16 protein-coding genes are annotated in these 19,169 nt (G+C 40.9%); 10 read left to right on the forward strand and 6 right to left on the reverse strand.

What is annotated here, in order from left to right; genetic code table 11:
- Positions 1-68 precede the first annotated feature (68 nt).
- Positions 69-944, forward strand: coding sequence for a class I SAM-dependent methyltransferase (locus MKL62_RS12650; protein ID WP_005129124.1), 876 nt, complete (start codon positions 69-71; stop codon positions 942-944).
- Positions 945-955: 11 nt separating this feature from the next.
- On the opposite strand, the gene MKL62_RS12655 is transcribed toward MKL62_RS12650, so the two are convergent.
- A complete protein-coding gene (locus tag MKL62_RS12655) occupies positions 956-1,969 on the reverse strand; it encodes an AraC family transcriptional regulator (protein WP_005129127.1) in 1,014 nt (337 codons plus the stop codon).
- A 136-nt stretch (positions 1,970-2,105) separates the two neighbouring features.
- Here MKL62_RS12655 and MKL62_RS12660 point away from each other — a divergent pair, with 136 nt between their 5' ends.
- From MKL62_RS12660 to MKL62_RS12675, 4 genes are all read left to right on the forward strand, one after another.
- Complete coding sequence (locus MKL62_RS12660; RefSeq protein ID WP_005129129.1) at positions 2,106-3,593, forward strand: flavin-containing monooxygenase; 1,488 nt, start codon at positions 2,106-2,108, stop codon at positions 3,591-3,593.
- A 44-nt stretch (positions 3,594-3,637) separates the two neighbouring features.
- Positions 3,638-4,492, forward strand: a complete 855-nt coding sequence (locus MKL62_RS12665) for an SDR family NAD(P)-dependent oxidoreductase (RefSeq protein ID WP_005129131.1) — start codon at positions 3,638-3,640, stop codon at positions 4,490-4,492.
- 72 nt (positions 4,493-4,564) lie between these two features.
- Positions 4,565-5,458 (forward strand): alpha/beta hydrolase, encoded by an 894-nt coding sequence (locus tag MKL62_RS12670; protein ID WP_005129132.1) that lies wholly within the window; start codon positions 4,565-4,567, stop codon positions 5,456-5,458.
- Between the two features lie 28 nt (positions 5,459-5,486).
- A complete protein-coding gene (locus tag MKL62_RS12675) occupies positions 5,487-7,157 on the forward strand; it encodes a cholesterol oxidase (RefSeq protein WP_005129134.1) in 1,671 nt (556 codons plus the stop codon).
- A 59-nt stretch (positions 7,158-7,216) separates the two neighbouring features.
- Here MKL62_RS12675 and MKL62_RS12680 read toward each other — a convergent pair whose 3' ends face one another.
- Positions 7,217-8,497, reverse strand: coding sequence for an OprD family outer membrane porin (locus tag MKL62_RS12680; RefSeq protein WP_005129136.1), 1,281 nt, complete (start codon positions 8,495-8,497; stop codon positions 7,217-7,219).
- Between the two features lie 31 nt (positions 8,498-8,528).
- Complete coding sequence (locus MKL62_RS12685; protein WP_005129140.1) at positions 8,529-9,875, reverse strand: MFS transporter; 1,347 nt, start codon at positions 9,873-9,875, stop codon at positions 8,529-8,531.
- A 377-nt stretch (positions 9,876-10,252) separates the two neighbouring features.
- Between MKL62_RS12685 and MKL62_RS12690 the strand changes: the two genes are divergently transcribed.
- The 5 genes from MKL62_RS12690 (at position 10,253) to MKL62_RS12710 (ending at position 16,384) form a co-directional block, all read left to right on the forward strand.
- Positions 10,253-11,938 carry an arylsulfatase gene (locus tag MKL62_RS12690; RefSeq protein ID WP_005129142.1) on the forward strand — a complete coding sequence of 562 codons (1,686 nt, stop codon included), beginning with the start codon at positions 10,253-10,255 and terminating at the stop codon, positions 11,936-11,938.
- A 25-nt stretch (positions 11,939-11,963) separates the two neighbouring features.
- On the forward strand, positions 11,964-12,917 hold the full coding sequence (locus MKL62_RS12695) for a formylglycine-generating enzyme family protein (protein WP_086222041.1): 954 nt from the start codon (positions 11,964-11,966) through the stop codon (positions 12,915-12,917).
- A 12-nt stretch (positions 12,918-12,929) separates the two neighbouring features.
- Entirely contained in the window at positions 12,930-14,117 is a 1,188-nt protein-coding gene (locus MKL62_RS12700; protein ID WP_005129144.1) for an OprD family outer membrane porin, read from the forward strand.
- Positions 14,118-14,350: 233 nt separating this feature from the next.
- Entirely contained in the window at positions 14,351-15,427 is a 1,077-nt protein-coding gene (locus MKL62_RS12705) for an aromatic ring-hydroxylating dioxygenase subunit alpha (protein ID WP_000470071.1), read from the forward strand.
- A gap of 12 nt (positions 15,428-15,439) precedes the next feature.
- On the forward strand, positions 15,440-16,384 hold the full coding sequence (locus MKL62_RS12710) for a PDR/VanB family oxidoreductase (protein WP_005129145.1): 945 nt from the start codon (positions 15,440-15,442) through the stop codon (positions 16,382-16,384).
- Positions 16,385-16,425: 41 nt separating this feature from the next.
- Here MKL62_RS12710 and MKL62_RS12715 read toward each other — a convergent pair whose 3' ends face one another.
- The 3 genes from MKL62_RS12715 to mhpT all read right to left on the reverse strand — a co-directional run bounded on the left by MKL62_RS12715 (position 16,426) and on the right by mhpT (position 18,986).
- A complete protein-coding gene (locus MKL62_RS12715) occupies positions 16,426-17,118 on the reverse strand; it encodes a GntR family transcriptional regulator (protein ID WP_086372192.1) in 693 nt (230 codons plus the stop codon).
- A gap of 106 nt (positions 17,119-17,224) precedes the next feature.
- The gene (locus MKL62_RS12720) at positions 17,225-17,683 is read right to left on the reverse strand and encodes a MarR family winged helix-turn-helix transcriptional regulator (RefSeq protein WP_005129147.1); all 459 of its coding nucleotides are present in this window, start codon (positions 17,681-17,683) and stop codon (positions 17,225-17,227) included.
- Between the two features lie 70 nt (positions 17,684-17,753).
- Positions 17,754-18,986, reverse strand: coding sequence for a 3-(3-hydroxy-phenyl)propionate transporter MhpT (gene mhpT, locus MKL62_RS12725; RefSeq protein WP_000411711.1), 1,233 nt, complete (start codon positions 18,984-18,986; stop codon positions 17,754-17,756).
- Between the last annotated feature and the right edge of the window lie 183 nt (positions 18,987-19,169).

Here is a 19,169-nt window from a genome sequence, read left to right on the forward strand (position 1 = left end):
TTTTAGATTTTCATGAAATACACTGCCTTCTTCATTCAATCTTCAAGAAATAAAAGAACAGGTTAAAGATGAAAGAAGGTCAATCAAGCCGTACTGCCGAAGCCGCTGCTGCTTTACGTGCGAATCACTTTAAAAATACGATAAATCCTGTATTTTCAGATCCCTATGCTTTTGAAATGACCAGTAAAGGTTGGAAAAAGCTTTTATCTACACCATTCATTGTTAACTTAATGAATTCACCCATTTTAAACCGTACCTTAGGTTTATTGAGTGGGCAGGTTGTCGGCCGATCACGTTATGCCGAGGACTTACTTAACCAAGCTGTTCAACACAATATTGAGCAATATGTTTTGGTTGGAGCGGGTTTAGACTCTTTTGTGCTCCGAAAATCACAGCATTATCCAACTTTAAAAATTTTTGAAGTTGACCATCCTGATACTCAGGCTGCAAAACAATCTAAACTCAAAAAATTAGGCGAACTTCCCTCTACTGTTGAATTTGTTTCTATTAACTTTGAGAAAGAATCTATCTCTGAAGCGCTTGCCCGAAGTCGCTATGTACGAAAAACTCCGGCTTTCTTTTCTTGGTTAGGCACCACTCATTATTTAAAGCCGGACACTACGCTACAAACTTTAAAAAGTATTGCTGAATTTGCTGCAAACGGCAGCGAAGTGGTACTCGACTATTCAACCGATTTTCAGGAATTAAAAGGTATTGAGCGACTTGGGAGTATGGGTGTTGCACAGTTTACCCATTTGCTGAAAGAACCTTTACTAGGTCAGTTTAAACCTTCTGATTTACATCAGGCGGTTGAAAAAATGGGTTTTGAAGTAATCGAAGACTTGTCTGGTGAAGCTATTACTGAACGTTATTTTTATAACCGTGCCGACAATATACGCCATACATCGGCAACACGTTTGCTACATTTGCGTTTAAAGAAATAAAGATACTTTGACTATTGGCTATTTAACCGCATGGCATGAGGTGTTTTCCCATGCCATCTTTTATAAGCATGAATAAAACTGGCAGGTTCGGCATAGCCTAACCACTCGGCAATTTGCTCAACAGAAGCTTTTGGTAATGCCAAATATTGCTCTGCTAAGACCTGTCTAACCTCTTCACGAATCTGGATAAAAGTCATTCCTTCCGATGCCAAGTGACGGCGTAGGGTTCTTGTATTTAAATGTAGTCGATCAGCCACTATATCCATAGATGGCATTTCCCCACGCATACTCATCAGCTGCTGTTGCACTAAGGTTGTAAATTTATTTTGTGATTGGCGCTTTTCTAATATTTGACGACATTGTTCTTCTGCAGTGTGCAGAACCAACTCATTCGCCATAAGTAGCTTTTGATCTACTTTTTGCGGATCAAGAATTACAAAACTTTTAGCTGCGCCAAATTCTGGCATGACCCCAAATAAATTCCGATAAGGCTCGGCATCACCTTTAGGTTGGAAAGAAAAAGCCAAATATTGGCAAAAATTATCCTGCACCAAATCTCGCTGTACCGTAATGAGTGCAGCGGCATCGCGTTCAATAATGAATTGACGTACTGAAGACGGAATATCTTGCTCATCAATTTCAATACGGATTCCTTGCGGTGTATCCGATACCTCAAAGCGGGTAAAAGCAAAGGTTAAAGTAAAATAGGTTAAAGCCAAATCCAGTGCTTCACGAATGCTCGCACTACTCATCAGAGCCATGCCTAATGGCCCAAATGTGGTGAAATGATAGCGTATGCCCACTTCTAAGCCTAATGTCGGTCTGTCTCCTAGTTGCTCAACCAAGTTATGAATCAACTGTAATTCCTGATGACCTGTCACCACCATATTAGGGTCAAGTAATTGCTGTTGGCTAAGCCCAGTCCCTTGCAAAATTGTCTGATAAGAGATGCCTGATTCCATCGCGAAATCAGCCATTAACCGAACACTATGTACACTGCGTTCAAATGCCCATGCATACTTCACTGTATCGCTCAGAATGTCCTCGAATCACAATATTTTGTCCTCATCCATCCTCTAAATCAAGTTAATAAACGTCTATTCTGCATACAGGAAATTGCGATTTTTTCGCTCTCTGTTTTTAAGGATTTTAGAGCAGCCTATGTTTAATTCGTCGTCTAATTCAAATAAAAATGTACGCATCGCCATTATTGGCACTGGCTTTGGTGGTCTAGGACTTGCCATTCGTCTCAAACAAGCAGGTTTTGAACAATTTACGCTATTTGAAAAAGCTGCCGATGTAGGTGGTGTCTGGCGTGACAACACTTATCCGGGCGCTGCATGTGATGTGCCGTCACATCTTTATTCTTTTTCTTTTGAACAGGAACTTGGTTGGAAAAATCGCTACGGAACATCTCAAGAGATTTATCAATATTTACGTCACTGTGCCGATAAATATGACCTTCGCCCGCACATCAAATTTAACACTGAAATAGCCAGCGCCGAATTTGATGCACTGCAAGGTGTATGGCACATCCAAAGTACAACTGGTGAACAGTTTGAAGCTGAATTTTTAGTGGGTGCGGTAGGCCAACTCAACCGCCCTGCCTATCCAAAACTTAAAGGCATTGAAAACTTCAAAGGTAAGGCATTTCACTCAGCGCGTTGGGACCATGACTATGACTTAACTGGTAAACGTGTTGCAGTCATTGGCACAGGCGCAAGCGCGATTCAGTTTGTACCTGAAATTGCAAAACAAGTGGCTCACCTAGACGTTTATCAACGCTCAGCGCCTTATGTTATTCCAAAACCGGATCGGGTTTACCAACCTTTAGAGAAAAAAGCTTTCCGTAAACTGCCGATCTTGCAAAGTCTAGACCGTGCCTTGCAATATGGTCATCATGAAATTCGCCTACTTGCTTTTACAACTTCACTTAATGAAATGCCTTTGGTGGAATACATATTCCAGCGCCACATTCGAAAAGTTGTTAAAGATGGGAAGTTACGCCACCGCTTAATGCCGGACTATCCAATTGGTTGTAAACGTATTTTAATCTCTAACCACTGGTATGAAACGCTGACCCAACCTCATGTTGATGTGATTGATACAGGCATTCAAGAAATTACTGAACATGGCATTTTAGACACGGAAGGAAAGCTGCGTGAAGTTGATGCCATTATTTACGGTACAGGTTTTACGGCGACTGAATTTATGGCGCCAATGCAAATTACTGGACTTGATGGGCGTACATTAAAAGACACATGGAAAGATGGTGCTGAGGCTTATTTAGGCCTAACAGTAAACGGATTTCCTAACTTCTTTATGTTGTATGGACCAAATACCAACCTTGGTCACAACTCAATCGTCTATATGATTGAAAGTCAGATGAATTATATTTTAGATGCACTGCGCACTACTTTGAAAAATAATCTGCTGTTCACCAACATTCGTGCCGAAATTCAACACGAGTTTAATCAAAATATTCAGGAAAAAATGAAAAAAACGGTGTGGGCGCAAGGCTGTACCAGTTGGTATCAAACTGCTGATGGCAAAAATACCAATAACTGGCCAGGTTTTACCCTTGAATATCGCCAACGCACTCGTCGCTTTGACATTGAAAACTACACTCAGGTGTCGGCTATTTCTTAAATACGCTTCGCCATAGGAAATGAGAAAAATAAACGGAGAATTTTATGAAGTCTTTTAAAAATAAAGTCGCAGCTGTGACAGGTGCGGGTTCAGGTATTGGACAAGCAATTGCAATAGCCCTCGCCAAACAAGGCTGTCATCTGGCACTTTCTGATATTAGTGAAACCGGGTTAGCCAAAACAGTCGAGCTATTAGCGCCCTATTCTGTCAAAGTCACCACTCAAAAAGTTGATGTGGCTAAACGTGATGAAGTTGCAACTTGGGCAAAGGCAGTAGTAGATGAGCATGGCCAAGTTAACCTGATTTTTAATAATGCTGGTGTCGCAATAGGGAGTACGGCTGAAGGTGTGAGCTACGAAGACCTTGAATGGCTCATTGGTATTAATTTTTGGGGCGTAGTTTATGGCACCAAAGAGTTTTTACCTTACTTAAAGCAAAGTGGTGACGGGCATATTATTAATATTTCCAGTATGTTCGGCTTAACAGCTCAACCAACTCAAAGTGCTTATAACGCTAGTAAATTTGCCGTTCGTGGCTTCACTGAATCCCTACGCCAAGAACTTGATATGCAAAATGCTGGAGTGAGTGCGACCTGTGTGCATCCGGGTGGTATTCGTACCAATATTGCCAAAGCTGCCCGCATGAATAATAGCGTCCAGTCTTTAGGAATGGATCCTTTAAAAAGTCAGGATGCTTTCGATAAATTACTTCGCACCCCTGCTGATGATGCAGCTCAACAAATTTTAGAAGCTGTTCGTAAGGACCGTCGCCGTTTACTCATTGGAGCCGATGCGAAAGCCGTTGATGTAATTCAGCGTATTCTGCCGCAAGGCTACCAAAAGATTTTTGCAACTGCCACTGCCTTTCAAACCCGTCTACTCAACAAATCAGCAAAATAAAAATAGTGGTCAGCATGCTCTTAATCTTAAGAGATGCTGACTAATCTCACATGCTTAGTATGAGTCCTTATTATGAAGCAACTTCTTGCATGGACCATCCGTACTACACTACGTCCAGCTTTATCCCCTAAAACACCACTAAAGCTACAACGTTTTTGTAGTGATGCAGCCAGTGCTATTGTGCTTGGGCCTCGTGGTTATCAAACAAAAAAGCAAATAATTGCTCAAGTTCCTACGCTTCATATTCGGCCTAAGACCATTAAGTCAGGTCTCGGTATTTTGTATTTACATGGTGGTGGCTATGTCGTGGGCAGTAGCAAAAGTCACGCTAAACTTGCCGCTCAGATCGGACATGTAGCTCAAGCACAAGTCTGGTTACCTGAATATCGTCTGGCCCCAGAACACCCAAGCCCTGCTGCTATTGAAGATATCATTGCAGTCTATAAAACTTTACTTGCTTACGGACAAGACCCTAAAAAACTTGTAATTGCGGGTGACTCCGCTGGCGGCGGGCTGAGCTTAAGCACCGTAATTGCTTTACGAGATGCGGGTTTCCCTTTACCAGCGGCTTTAGTTTTACTTTCGCCTTGGGTTGACTTAAGTCTTTCAGGAAACACAATAAAAACTCATGCTGCTCAAGATGCGATGTTGTCAGAGGACTGGTTAACCTGGTGTGCAAAAAACTATTGCGGCCAAAAATCGGCAACCGATCCAACATGTTCCCCACTCTATGCTGACTTAACCGGATTACCGCCGGTTCTGATCCATGTCGGTACCGAAGAAGTTTTATTAGATGATGCAAAACGACTTGCTGAACAGACTGAAAAATACGGCATTCCGACGAACTTAAAGCTTTATGACCAAGTCGGACATGTTTTTCAATTTCATGCAGGTATACTAAAGGAATCTAATGACTCCATTGAGCGCATTAGGCAATTCATTGATAAACATACAGAGTCAATATAAAAAATATCATTAGACAGGAGCCTTCATCATGACAATAAACAATTATGACTATGATTACCTGATTATTGGTTCAGGCTTTGGTGGTAGTGTTTCTGCTTGCCGTTTAACTGAAAAAGGCTACTCAGTTGCCGTAATGGAAATGGGGCGACGCTGGAAAGCTGAAGATTTTGCTAAAAACAACTGGAATACCCGCCGCTGGATTTGGCGTCCGGGCATGAAACTTTTCGGTTATTTCAACATGCGTTTTTTTCGCCATGTCACCATTATTTGCGGTAACGCCGTAGGTGGCGGCTCAATTACCTATGCCAATACCCTACTGGTTCCACCTGAACATATTTGGGATGAAGGCACGTGGGCAGATGCCGCGGACTGGAAAAATGAAATGCCTCAGCACTATGCTGAAGCAGAACGTATGCTTGGCGTGACTGATAATAAAATTTTCGGCCCTGCCGACCACATGCTAAAGAAAATGGGTGAAGCAGTCGGTGTCGGCCATACATTTAAACCTACTCGTGTTGCCACTTTCTTTCCACCGGAAGGTGAAGAAGGTGGGAAGACCTACCCTGACCCTTATTTTAACGGCGAAGGTCCAGACCGTGGCACCTGTACCGCATGTGGCGGTTGTATGACGGGTTGTAAACACAACGCAAAAAATACTTTAGATAAAAATTATTTGTACTTTGCCGAAAAAAATGGCGCCAAGGTTTATGAAGAAACCAAAGTAGTTGATGTTAAACCGCTCAATGGTAAAGCCAATGGCAGTGATGGTTATGAAGTCACGACTGAATGTTCAAGCTCATGGTTTAACAAACAACGTCGTACTTGGCGAGTTCGTAATGTAATTTTCTCGGCATCTTCTTTAGGGACACAAGAGATGTTGTTCCGTTTAAAACAGTCCGGTTCTCTGCCAAATATTTCTGATGATTTGGGTAATCGGGTTCGTACCAATGCCGAATCGATTTTAGGTGTTCGCTTTTTTGGTAAAGATGTCGACATGAGTAAAGGTGTTGCTATTGGTTCAAGTATTTACATTGACCATGACACTCACATTGAAGCAACTCGCTACCAAAGTGGTTCAGATGCTATGGGCCTTATGTGTACTTACATGGCTAAAGGAAAACCGGGTTGGACGCGTATTTTCTTTTGGTTATGGGCACTCATTTGCCATCCATTTATTTTCCTTCGCATGAGTAATCCTGTCAGTTTTGCACGTCAAACCTTAATTTTCCTTGTCATGCAAACTGCAGATGCGTCCATTAACATGCGCTTGAAACGTAACTGGTTCTGGCCTTTTGGTAAGGTGTTATCGAGCGAAGGTAAAAAGCTACCTGTTTATATTCCGCAGGCCAATGCATTTACCGAAAAAGTTGCCAAAATGTTTAATGGCCACCCCATGACGACCATTACCGAAATTTTGTTTAACGTACCTTTTACAGCTCACTGTATGGGTGGTTGTGCAATTGCTTCAAGTCCAGAGCGTGGTGTGGTAGATGGACAAAATCGGGTGTTTAACTATAAAAACTTATACGTTGTAGATGGTTCAATGTTAGGTGCAAATTTGGGCGTTAACCCAAGTCTCACCATTACAGCTCTAGCAGAACGTGCAATGTCTTATATTCCGGCTAAACATACTTTAGAAGAACAAGCTTATACTCAAACTCAGGGTGAAGTTTTAGAAGCAGCAAAAGTATCTGCTTAACCACATCCAAAAGCAGGTTAAAGCCTCAAATAAAAGGTTTTAACCTGCTTTTTTAATATTTAAAATTTAAAGGTGTAATCAACATTCAACCGTGTTTCATTTGCCGAGTGGAAGGTCATATTCGTTGGCATGTCATTACGGTAGTGAGAAAAGCGGGCCCGCATTCCTAAGCCTTTTAACTTGCCTTCTGGAATTTTATAACCCAAATCAAACTCTAGCGAATCTTCTTTAAATCGCTGATCGCCATATTGCAGTAAATCAATATCTTCACCTTTAGCATAACGGGTCATAAAACGTAGTCCGTTTAATGACACATCACCTAATCGCGCATCTTTAAAGTCATACTCATAACGAACTGAATAGACTTTTTCATTTTTGTTCGAATAGTCCGAACTCATGAAATCAAGTACAACCGGACTTTCAGTTCCAGATAAGAATGGCAAACCTGTTGAACCAAATGACTGCATATAACCCAAAGAAAGCGTATGGTTTTGATAGTTCAAACCCAATAAGCCACTAATATGGCGGTTATCGACCTCTCCTATTTTTTTACTTCCAGTTTCTTCACTATTAAAAAACCGCACATCACTTAAAAAGTTAAGCTGGTCATTCAAAGGTTGTTTGCCGTTAAAGCCCAAAAATTGTTGCTGGTAAATGTCTTTCAGTTCGGCATGGTAAGCACGTAAACGGTAGTCTTTTAACTGATAACTTCCACCTAAAGTATAAAACGAGTCAGTGGTGGCTGCTTTGTTAAATCGATGATTGATATTGTCTGTTCCAACATCGGTATAACGAATGGAGTCACGCTGCCGTACTTCGTCGACATAAAAACCTTCGAGTTGAAGATTGGGAATTTCATTTGAAACAAAGCGAATACCGCGATAAGTCTGAGGGAACAAACGTGCTGGTGATGAAAATATGGTTGGCAATTGTGGAACCAAGTCCCCCACAAAAAGCTCATTTTTTCTAAATTTAGCCTTCCCTGTAATACCAATTTTCCCATAATAATCATCACGCGAGTTATCGGTATTCACTGGTAATAAGCCACTCCTTGCATAGTCATCAGCACGGCTTCCCATCAGGTTAAAACCTGCCATTGCCAATACATCAACTCCGAACCCAACTGTCCCTTCGGTATAACCAGACTGTCCTTTAAAAATTAAACCCTGCGCCCAATCTCTGGCTGCTGTATAGGGATATGGATCTTTTTTATAGTCTCGGTCAAAGTAAAAATTACGCAGCGTCAGCTCAGCTTTACTGTCTGCTATAAACTCAGCATGCACAACTTGACTAAATAATGGGCACAAGCATACCCCCACCCACAATGGTGTCTTTTTCATTTTTTAACTCAACTATTTAATTTTTAATGGATTAAGGTGCTGTTTTAAGTGAGAAGTTTTGCTCTTTCTTACTTCGGTAAAAAGCGCTACCTAAACTCAAAATCAGGAAAATAGCCAAAATAAACACCACACCGTAATAGGCATACAGCGTTGCAGGTGCAATACCTTTATCTAAGAAAATGCCTGCAACCGTTGGCGATAAGATTGCCCCAATCCGACCAAAACCAATTGCATAACCCACGCCGCGACTACGGATTTCAGCATCGTAAATCGTTGGAGAAATAGAATATAAACCTGCCACACAGCCATTAATGAGTGTGCCAAGTAATAAACCGACTATGAGAGCAATGCTCACTTGAGATGAAACGGCGACAAATAGGAAAACACAGACAGCGGTTAATCCCAGAAATAAGCTTAGGGCATAGAAAATTTTCATGCGGGAAGCAAGTAAACCAATAATGGCTGCTCCGAAAATACCACCAATACTAATTAAAATACCGGTACTTACGCCTTGTTCAGGCGACATTCCCATTGAAATCAAAATTTTTGGTGTCCAGCTCATGACAAAGTAAAAGCCAAACATCACTAAAAAGTATGCAAACCAAAGACAAAGTGTCTGGAACCCCTGCTGCCCTGAAAATAATTTACCAATATCACCTGTATTTTTTTGATTATTCTGGCCGTAATAAGGTAAAGCTTTTAAAGCAGTTAAACCCATACGGTTTACTGTTGTGTTAATACGTTCTAGTGCCTGTTTTGGTCTTTTCGCCAACAAATAATCTAAAGATTCAGGTAATAACCATGCACTAATCAGTAACATCACTATGGTTGTGATACCCCCTGCCAAAAAGATTGAACGCCAACCTAAATGCTCAATCAAGGCCAGTGAGAGTACTCCGCCCAGAGTCGCACCAATGCCATAACCTGTAGACATTAAGCTCACTGCGAGACTGCGCCAGCGTGCATTGGCATATTCACTTGCCAAGACATTACTACTCGCAAGAATCCCGCCCACCCCAATTCCGGTAATAAACCGAAGTGCGGCCAACATGCCGTGACTTTGCACTAAAGCACAGCCCAACATGCTAAGACCTGCAATTACAAGACAAACCAAGATAAGTAAACGGCGACCGATTTTATCGGCTAAAGGTGCGAGAAAAATTGAACCGGCAGCCATACCAAAAAGACCTGAACTCAGCAATAAGCCAATTTGTGCGCCTGAAAGTGACCATTCTGCTGACACGGATGGAGCAGTAAATGCCATTACCATCACGTCAAAGCCATCAATAATATTGAGACAAATACAAATCAAAATGATGAACCATTGATAACGGCTCATTTTATTGTGATTAATCTCACTTAGAACATCTCTTTCCATTTGTGCATCTCCCAATGTGGATAAGAGATACACACGACATTGCTAATATGAGCGATTGGGTGGTTATGCATATCCGTATCCATCATGACCTAGAGGAATATTTGTTTTTTTGAGCATCCTGCTCTTTTTCTATACTGAATATTTGGATCCAAAAAATCAACTAAAATTATAAATTGATTATTAAAACATCTATAAACATATAAATTATATAAGTATAAAATTATTAAAAACATAAAATTAGATTGTTTAAATATTTTTATGGATCCACAATAAAAAATCTATTATGATCGATTTCAGAGCATTTTTTAGCCAAAAAAAGCTCAGTTCATTTCTATGAAATGCAAGATGCATTTATAAAACTTCAAAGGATTGTTGTTATGAAACTCAAAAGAGTAAGCCAGCTTACATTGGGACTTTTTTTTGCCAGCCAATTGTTTTACACAGCGCAAGCAGCATCTCCGAAAAATCAACAACCACCTAACATCATGATTATTTTGGCCGATGATCTTGGATTTTCAGACATTAGTGCCTATGGCAGTGAGATTAAAACACCTCATATTGACAGCCTGTTAAAGCAAGGAAAAATGCTTTTCAATTTTCATGCTTCATCAATGTGTTCACCTACTCGTGCACAGCTTATGACAGGTGCAGATAACCACTTAGTGGGTTTAGGTGCCATGTATGAAACTTCTAAACGACAAGAAAAATTGGTTGGGGCCGATAGCCCACGTGCACTCCTTAAAATTGATGGATATTCAGGTCACTTAACACAAAATGCGTATACACTCGCAGAGATTTTAAAGACAAAAGATTATTACACCTTCATGGTCGGTAAATGGCATTTAGGCTATGCTCCCGACCAAAATCCTAAAGCCCGTGGTTTTGACCAATCTTTTGCCTTGCTCGATGGCTTCGATTTACACTTTAAAGACCAACCTAAAAACTATCCGCGCAACACTCAATACACGGAAAATGGTCAAAAGGTCACACTGCCTGACAACTACTATTCAACCGACTTTTTTACACAAAAAGCTTTTGAGTACTTAGATAAGAATAAAGCGCAAAAACCATTTTTTGCCTATCTAGCTTATACCGCTCCACACTGGCCGTTACAGGCACCTGCTCACTATAGAGATTTATATAAAGGTAAATACGATCAAGGCTACGATGCAATTCGTAAACAACGCTTTCTTAGACAAAAGCAATTAGGATTAATTCCAGCAAACGCAGAATACCCAGTCGAGCGTGGCAACCAAGCTTTAGGTACCAAAAGCTGGAATGAACTCACCCCCCAAGAGCGCAAATATGAAGCGCGTAAAATGGAAGTTTATGCGGGCATGGTTACCCAGTTAGACGACCGCGTGGGTGATGTCATTCAATATCTTAAAAAGCATCATTTATATGACAACACTTTGATAGTGTTTATGTCAGATAACGGCGCTGAAGGTGGTGATCATAATTTCCCAATGGGTGAGGCCGACAATCGCTATGAAAATATAGGTAACGCCAGCTCATATGTTTACATGGGACCACGCTGGGCCGAAGTGAGCAGCACACCATTTACCCACTGGAAGTCAGCTGCTTCAGAAGGTGGAGTACGTGTTCCATTTATTGTTAAATCGCCTGTACAAATTTCTAAACAACGTGGAATCAACAATAACTTTGCGACAGTCAGAGATATATTCCCAACCGTTATGGAACTAGCGGGTATTCAAAATAATCAAATCTATCCAACTTCAAGCACTAAAATTAAACCGTCTGGTTTTAGCCTAATTCCTGCTTTTAAGGATAATACTGCCCGTATTCGCCCTGTTAATTATTATGACTTTAAAGAATTGCATGGCAGCCGCTACGCCAAAACTGACGAATGGAAACTTGTTGAAAACTCACTTTCTAAATTTAAAAGCCACGGTTGGGAACTCTACAATTTAAAAACAGATTTTAATGAGCAACATAATGTTTATGCAGAACATCCTGAGATCGTCAAAGTCTTAAATGATAAATATTTAAGATATGCCGATGAAAATGGTGTTGTGGATTTTGAGCAATACAATAAAAAGTAGAGAAAACCAGATGAAACAAATCATGATGCTTTCATCATTTCTCTTACTTGGTGCATGCCAAAAAACCACGCCTCAACTAGAACAGACCATCTTGCCCGACTTAGGTAGCAAAGCTAAATGTAATTCTTATTCGGGCCTTCCTTCGGGTTGGCCTAAAAACAAAGAAGCCGGTATGGTCAAGCTTCCGCAAGGAAAAATTGTTTTAGGCACCACACAAGGTTATGAAGATGAACGCCCATTAAACTTACAGGCAACTTCCGTTCCCGCTTTTTTAATTGATGCAACTGAAGTCACCAATGCCCAATTTCAAGAGTTTGTTAAACAAACGGGTTATGTCACCGATGCAGAAAAGCAAGGCGGTGCGGCCATGTTTGTACAACCTGAGCATCCAGTTGAAGAATTACAGTGGTGGAAATTTGGAAAAGGTGCCAACTGGAAACATCCTTGGGGATTAAACAACCCTAAACAACCTGCACCTCATGAACCTGTACGTATGGTGACATGGAATGATGCTTATGCTTATGCAAACTGGCTCGGTCATGACTTACCGTCTGAGCTTGAGTGGGAGTATGCAGCCAAAGGTTTTCAGCAAAACTCCGACATTGGCCCCACCCATGAAGGCCATATTGTAGCCAACTTCTGGCAAGGTGAATTTCCATACAAAAATGTTCAGGAAGATGGTTTTAAGGATGTGGCCCCTGTTGGTTGTTTTAGCAAAAACCCATTTGGCTTATACGACTTGATTGGCAATGTATGGGAATGGACGCAAACACCCTATACAGGTCCAAGAGATCATCATATGGGAGATCCCTCGAAATATCGGCAAAGTCACGAACAGATTTTGCAATACACGATTAAAGGTGGGTCTTATTTATGCGCAACCAACTATTGCGCGCGTTATCGTGCTGCCGCGAGGCATCCACAAGAACTCGACCTTGCCACCAGCCATGTCGGATTTAGAACAGTAAAACGCTTTTAAACGGATTTAAAAATGAAGCATATTTTTATTTATGGGATTTTCTTCTCAGGGACGACCCTTGCCTGCTGTTTAGCTCATAGTGCAGTCGATGTTAATTTTCAAAATACACTCACGCTAAAAACATTCAACTTCGACAGACAATATGAAAATGGGACCAGCCCCGATACTCATAGCTTGAGCCAAGGTCTGATCTATCGTGGCGACTGGTCAACCAAACTTAATGAGGTTCAGCTACACCTCAATCCAAGCATTCAATATGCTTATCGCCTAAGTAGTGACCAACACACCAATGATATGGTCATACCCTTTGACCCTAATACCAAAAAACAAGCACAAGACTACGTTAAATATGGCTTAGGAGCTGGAGTTGAATATCAAAACTTTCACATGAATATAGGTGAAATTATTCCCGACTCACCACTTACCCCACAAGTCGACACACATCAATTACGCGTGAACTACAAAGGCTTGGAATTAAAATATAAGACACCGCAACAAAATTTCGAGCTGGGTTTGATTAACCGTTATTCACCCAAAAATGAGGAGGACTACCACAAACTCGCCATATCAAAACATGAATCTGACGGACTCTATTTCTTTCAATGGGATGGCAAAACACCACGGTACCACTGGAAATTTTATAATGGTTACTTAACAGATCTCATCAATCAAAGTTACCTTGCTTTTGATTATCAATGGACAAAGCAGCACACTACAAAATTACGTGTGTTTCGCCACGACGATGTCGGTAAATCAAAGCTTGGTGAATATGACAATACATCCATAGGCGCTATGCATTTCATCAAACATGGCAACTTTACAACCGGAATTGGCTATCAAGAAAACTTTGGCAAAGATGGTATTCCAAAACTCGACAATATACCCATCCCTCATATGGTGAACTGGACCTTAGGTGCGTTTACCAAAGCAGATGAAAAGTCTTATCATTTCGTTGCTTCCTATGACTTTAAAAACTATATCAAGGGTTTAAAAGTGACCTATAAATATATTTATGGCGACTCTTTTCAAACCATGAATCAAAACGATTTTGAGCAAGAAAGTGATGTGTTGATTCAGTACGACCTAAATGCTTGGGTTAAAAATCTTAAGTTTCTTTTCTTAAATATTAACTACGACACCAAACATGGCAAAAGTCTGGATGAACAGCGCATGATGCTTCACTACACGGTTAATTTCTAAATCTTTACACTCCCATAATGGCTTAACTATAGCCATTATGGATCCAAATTAAGATGAGTAAAAATTTAGCCTCTAAAATTCAAAGTAAATACAAAAGTCTTTAATAGCAATTAAAAATCTACAAAACAACCAAACCTAAAGAACAACATTTTTAAAAAATATACTGCTTATCAATTGACCAATATTTTTATTTATTATAAATTGGATCCAATAAGTGATAAGGAGTCGTCACAATGTTTATTAAAAATGCTTGGTATGTTGCCTGCCGTCCAGAAGAAATCCAAGATAAACCATTAGGTCGCACCATCTGTGGTGAAAAAATCGTTTTTTATCGCGGTAAAGAAAACCAAGTTGCAGCCGTTGAAGATTTTTGTCCGCATCGTGGTGCCCCACTCTCACTTGGTTATGTCGAAGATGGCAATCTTGTCTGTGGTTATCATGGCTTAGTCATGGGTTGTGACGGAAAGACCGTTTCAATGCCAGCCCAACGTGTAAATGGTTTCCCTTGCAACAAAGCATATGCAGTTGTTGAAAAGTTCGGCTTTATTTGGGTATGGCCAGGTGAAAAGGCTTTAGCAGATGAAGCAAAACTCCCAACTTTAGAATGGGCAGATCATCCGGAATGGAGCTATGGCGGAGGCTTGTTTCACATTCAGTGCGACTATCGCCTAATGATCGACAATCTAATGGATTTAACCCATGAGACCTATGTTCACTCAAGCAGTATTGGGCAAAAAGAAATTGATGAAGCCCTGCCAGTGACTAAAGTTGACGGTGACCATGTCATTACCGAACGCTATATGGAAAATGTGATCGCACCTCCATTTTGGCAAATGGCCCTTCGCGGCAATCATTTAGCAGATGATGTACCTGTCGACCGTTGGCAACGTTGCCACTTCTTTGCGCCAAGTAATGTCCACATTGAAGTAGGTGTAGCGCATGCTGGACATGGTGGTTATCACGCACCGAAAGACAAAAAAGTGTCCTCAATTGTGGTCGATTTTATTACACCGGAAACTGAAACATCACATTGGTATTTCTGGGGAATGGCGCGTAACTTCCAGCCAGATAATGCTGAACTCACCGATCAAATTCGTGAAGGCCAAGGCAAAATCTTTACTGAAGATTTAGAAATGCTGGAGCAACAGCAGCAAAACATTTTAAACAATCCACATCGCAAGTTACTGATGCTCAATATCGACGCAGGTGGTGTCCAGTCCCGTAAGGTCATTGACCGACTCCTTGCCGAAGAAAATAAAACACCTCCTGAAACGTCCACACAGAAGTTTCCAAACATTCGGATTATTTAAAGGAGCATGAACATGGACGTTATCATTCAAAAAATTCACCAGCTCACCCCGACCATTCGTGCATTTGAATTGGTTGCAGCAAATGGTACAGAGCTGCCGAGTTTTGAAGCAGGTGCACACATTGATGTGCATCTGAAAAATGGCCTCACCCGTCAGTATTCTCTTTCAAACTGTTGCAGTGAAAAACATCGTTATGTCATTGGTGTTTTACATGATGCCAATTCACGCGGTGGTTCACGTTGTATCCATACTGAATATCGTGAAGGCGACCTCTTAAAAATTGGTGAGCCGCGTAATTTATTTGAAATTCACCCTCACACAAAAAAGGCGGTTTTATTTGCAGGCGGTATTGGGATTACCCCTATTTTGTCGATGGCGTATCGGCTTAAGTCGGCCAATATCCCTTTTGAATTACACTACTTTGTTCGCAGTCATGAAATGCTTGCCTTCTATGGCAATTTAACCGAGCACTTTGGTGACCAAGTCCATTTTCACATTCAAGATCAATCAGACACCGAATGTAATATGGCAGAGGCTTTGGGCCAAGCTTCACCTGATAAACATTTATATGTGTGTGGGCCTACAGGGTTTATGCAGTTTGTCATGAGCTCGGCTGAACAAGCTGGGTGGTATAGTGAACAGTTACATCAAGAACATTTTGTCGCTCAAAAGGTAGATACGTCCAACGATGAAGCTTTCACGATTGAAGTGAAAGGTACGGGCCGCCGAATTGAAGTATTGCCAGAGCAGACTGCAACAGAAGCATTAATTGCAAATGGTTTTGATATTCCTGTTTCATGTGAACAAGGCATTTGCGGTACCTGTATTACCCGCGTGGTAGAAGGTATACCTGATCATCGTGATCTATTTATGACTGATGAGGAGCATGCACTAAATGACCAATTTACGCCTTGTTGTTCTCGTGCAAAAACTAAACATCTTGTGATTGAGCTTTAATTCTGGAGTTCCTTTATTCAAAAATAAAGGAACTTTTCACTTTAAGCGCTGAGAACATTTCTTAGCGTTTCACCTAAAATCACCACACTACTGTGTTCGCGCATTAACGTTTCAGCACGCCCTGCCTGACGATGTACCAATGCATCGAAAATCGAACAATGCTGTAAATGCGCATAGTGCAAACGGCGATATTCCGATAAAGCTTGGTTCTGGTCATAGGTAATGGCTTGGGCAGAAGCCATTGGCAATTGGTTGTTTTTAGCCAACGCTTGGATGAGCGCAACGTTTTGCGCTCCCTCAATAATAGTGTCATGAAAGATGACATTAAAATGGTGATAACGTTCTAGCTCAGCATCACCAAACTCGTCTTTTTCATTAAAGAGTTTTTCAGTTTCCTGAATGCAATGTTGCAACGTCTTTTTCTGATCTTCGCTTAAGCCTTGTTCGGCCAAAGTTTTCGCAGCCAACCCTTCAAGCACACCGCGCACTTCAAGTGCGTCATGCACCAGTTTTCCGGAAATTTCACGAACCGTGTAACCACGAGTTGGGTTTTTAATGAGGAGACCTTCTTGTTCGAGCAACCGAAAGGCTATACGAACAGGCTGGCGTGAAACACCAAGTAACTCGGCAGTAGGAATCTCGGCAATTCTGGCACCGCCTTCAAGTTCCCCTGAAATAATCATTTTTCTTAGTTTTAGTAAAACTTGTTGTCCTGAAGACATTCGTTGCCACACATCATCAAAAACGTCACTTCGATGCTAGCAAGTTCATTTGCAAAATGAAATCAATTTTCTGTGTGAATCAGTACTTAGCAATTTAACTCAACCTAAACAAACACACTTATTTAAAATTTTTAAGATTATTGACCATAATATCGAGGTTATTGCGAATTAAATAAGCCAAGTTAATATCAATGCCTTCAAGCATTTTTTCTTCGACTTTTAAAACCACTTCATTGCATTTATTTAACTTTTCAATCCCGCTTTTGGTCAGGGTAATTAAAATACGGCGGCCATGTGTCGGGTCCGGTTTTTTCTCAATCCAGCCATTCACCAGTAAATCTTGCAAAATTTTATTGGCAGATTGAGGCTTTATGAAAGAACGCTCAGCAAGCTTGGCATTGGATAAATTACTTTTTGAAGCTAAAACAGAAAGTGCGGTAAATTGCGGTAAGGTAATTTCAAGCTCTTTTAAATGTTCTGTTAAATGTTTACTAATAATTCGGTCAACACGAGCAATCATATAACTTAACTTAGGCTCATCTTCTACTTTTTTTTGAACTAAATTCGAACGTACCATAACCTTTCAATCATCATAAGAAAATCTGTAGTGAAAGTATGAGGTTCTAACCCCATACTTTCGTTAAAACTTAGCGAGCACCTGAGCTTTGTACTAAATGTACAGGCTGTTTAGGTTTTTTGACAAGAAGTAATGCAGAGATCGCTGCAATTAAGATCACTGGAATACTTGAACCAATCACGATGGTCGAGCTTTGTCCAAGCGAGAGTAAAAACCCTGCCATTAAAGGCCCTGCAAACGAACCAATACGCCCGATTGCAACCGCAGCGCCAACTCCGGTTCCACGCATTTCGGTTGGATAATACATGGCAGCCAAACCATACAACGCTGATTGCCCACCCACAATGAATAAGCCACAACCCACTGCCGAAAGTGCAAGTAAAGCCACGGTCGGAGAAATTGCCAAACAACATAGCGAAAATAAAATGCCGAGATAAATTAGCTTAATCACAAAACTCATGCGTAATTTATCAAGCAATACGCCCATGAGGATTGAACCTAAAATTCCACCAACGTTGTAGCCCATCTGTACATAGTTCGCCTGTAGTTTTGATAATCCCTGCGCTCCCATGAGTAACGGCAACCAGTTCAACAAGAAATACAGTACCACCAGCGTGCAGAAAAAACTTATCCAAAGTTGAATGGTTGACATACGACGCTCTTTGGCAAATAAAACCTCAAAGAATGGCGTGGTTTGCTGTGCTTGAACTTTGCGTTGCAGGTAGTCATTTGACTCTGGTAAAAAGCGCATAATCAGTGGGATTAATAAAATAGGCGCAATCCCCCCAATATAGAAAATATGACGCCACTCTGCATCGCCTGCCAATGCCATGGCAACCACCGATGTCAGTAAGCCACCAAAAGGAATGCCGCTATACATCACACTAACTGCAGTGCCTTTGTGCTGGTCAGGTACAGCTTCAGAAGCAAGTGTAATCATCATGGGTAATGCCCCACCCATTCCCAAACCAGTACAAAAACGAATGAGTAGCAACAGACTAAAATTGGCGGCATAGGCGGTTAGCAAAGACATAATTCCAAAAAGTAAGATACTAAAAATCAGAATTTTCTTACGCCCGACGATATCGGCAAACCGACCACCTAATATTGCGCCTGGGAGTGTTCCCAAAATTGCAGCACTAAATGCCCACGCCATCTGGGCATTGTCTAACATGAACTCAGCCCGCATTCGTGGAGCGGCTACCCCCATTGATTGAAGATCAAATCCTTCAAAAATCGCTATGGCAAAGCACAGTAGCAACGTGATTTTTGCCCTTGAAGGCTGTCCTGATATTTTTTCCATTGTGTTGTCCTTTATTGACTAGTCGTTCCATTTAGCCCTTTGTGTATTATTTTTAAACACACCAAAAATATCAGTTAAACTTATTAAAAAATCAACATATTTTTATTTAAAATTAATTTTTAAAATAATTAATGTTTAAAATACAACAAATTATAAAATATTTATGAAATTTTCCAAAAAAGA

The organism is Acinetobacter sp. AOR01_HL, assembly GCF_027855455.1.
Taxonomy (GTDB): Bacteria; Pseudomonadota; Gammaproteobacteria; order Pseudomonadales; family Moraxellaceae; genus Acinetobacter; species Acinetobacter baumannii.

Bases quoted from the DNA above. Each gene is read 5' to 3' on its own strand.
- MKL62_RS12650 (WP_005129124.1), top strand. From the start codon at position 69: ATGAAAGAAGGTCAATCAAGCCGTACTGCCGAAGCCGCTGCTGCTTTA.
- MKL62_RS12660 (WP_005129129.1), top strand. From the start codon at position 2,106: ATGTTTAATTCGTCGTCTAATTCAAATAAAAATGTACGCATCGCCATT.
- MKL62_RS12665 (WP_005129131.1), top strand. From the start codon at position 3,638: ATGAAGTCTTTTAAAAATAAAGTCGCAGCTGTGACAGGTGCGGGTTCA.
- MKL62_RS12670 (WP_005129132.1), top strand. From the start codon at position 4,565: ATGAAGCAACTTCTTGCATGGACCATCCGTACTACACTACGTCCAGCT.
- MKL62_RS12675 (WP_005129134.1), top strand. From the start codon at position 5,487: ATGACAATAAACAATTATGACTATGATTACCTGATTATTGGTTCAGGC.
- MKL62_RS12680 (WP_005129136.1), bottom strand. From the start codon at position 8,497: ATGAAAAAGACACCATTGTGGGTGGGGGTATGCTTGTGCCCATTATTT.
- MKL62_RS12685 (WP_005129140.1), bottom strand. From the start codon at position 9,875: ATGGAAAGAGATGTTCTAAGTGAGATTAATCACAATAAAATGAGCCGT.
- MKL62_RS12690 (WP_005129142.1), top strand. From the start codon at position 10,253: ATGAAACTCAAAAGAGTAAGCCAGCTTACATTGGGACTTTTTTTTGCC.
- MKL62_RS12695 (WP_086222041.1), top strand. From the start codon at position 11,964: ATGCTTTCATCATTTCTCTTACTTGGTGCATGCCAAAAAACCACGCCT.
- MKL62_RS12700 (WP_005129144.1), top strand. From the start codon at position 12,930: ATGAAGCATATTTTTATTTATGGGATTTTCTTCTCAGGGACGACCCTT.
- MKL62_RS12705 (WP_000470071.1), top strand. From the start codon at position 14,351: ATGTTTATTAAAAATGCTTGGTATGTTGCCTGCCGTCCAGAAGAAATC.
- MKL62_RS12710 (WP_005129145.1), top strand. From the start codon at position 15,440: ATGGACGTTATCATTCAAAAAATTCACCAGCTCACCCCGACCATTCGT.
- MKL62_RS12720 (WP_005129147.1), bottom strand. From the start codon at position 17,683: ATGGTACGTTCGAATTTAGTTCAAAAAAAAGTAGAAGATGAGCCTAAG.
- mhpT (WP_000411711.1), bottom strand. From the start codon at position 18,986: ATGGAAAAAATATCAGGACAGCCTTCAAGGGCAAAAATCACGTTGCTA.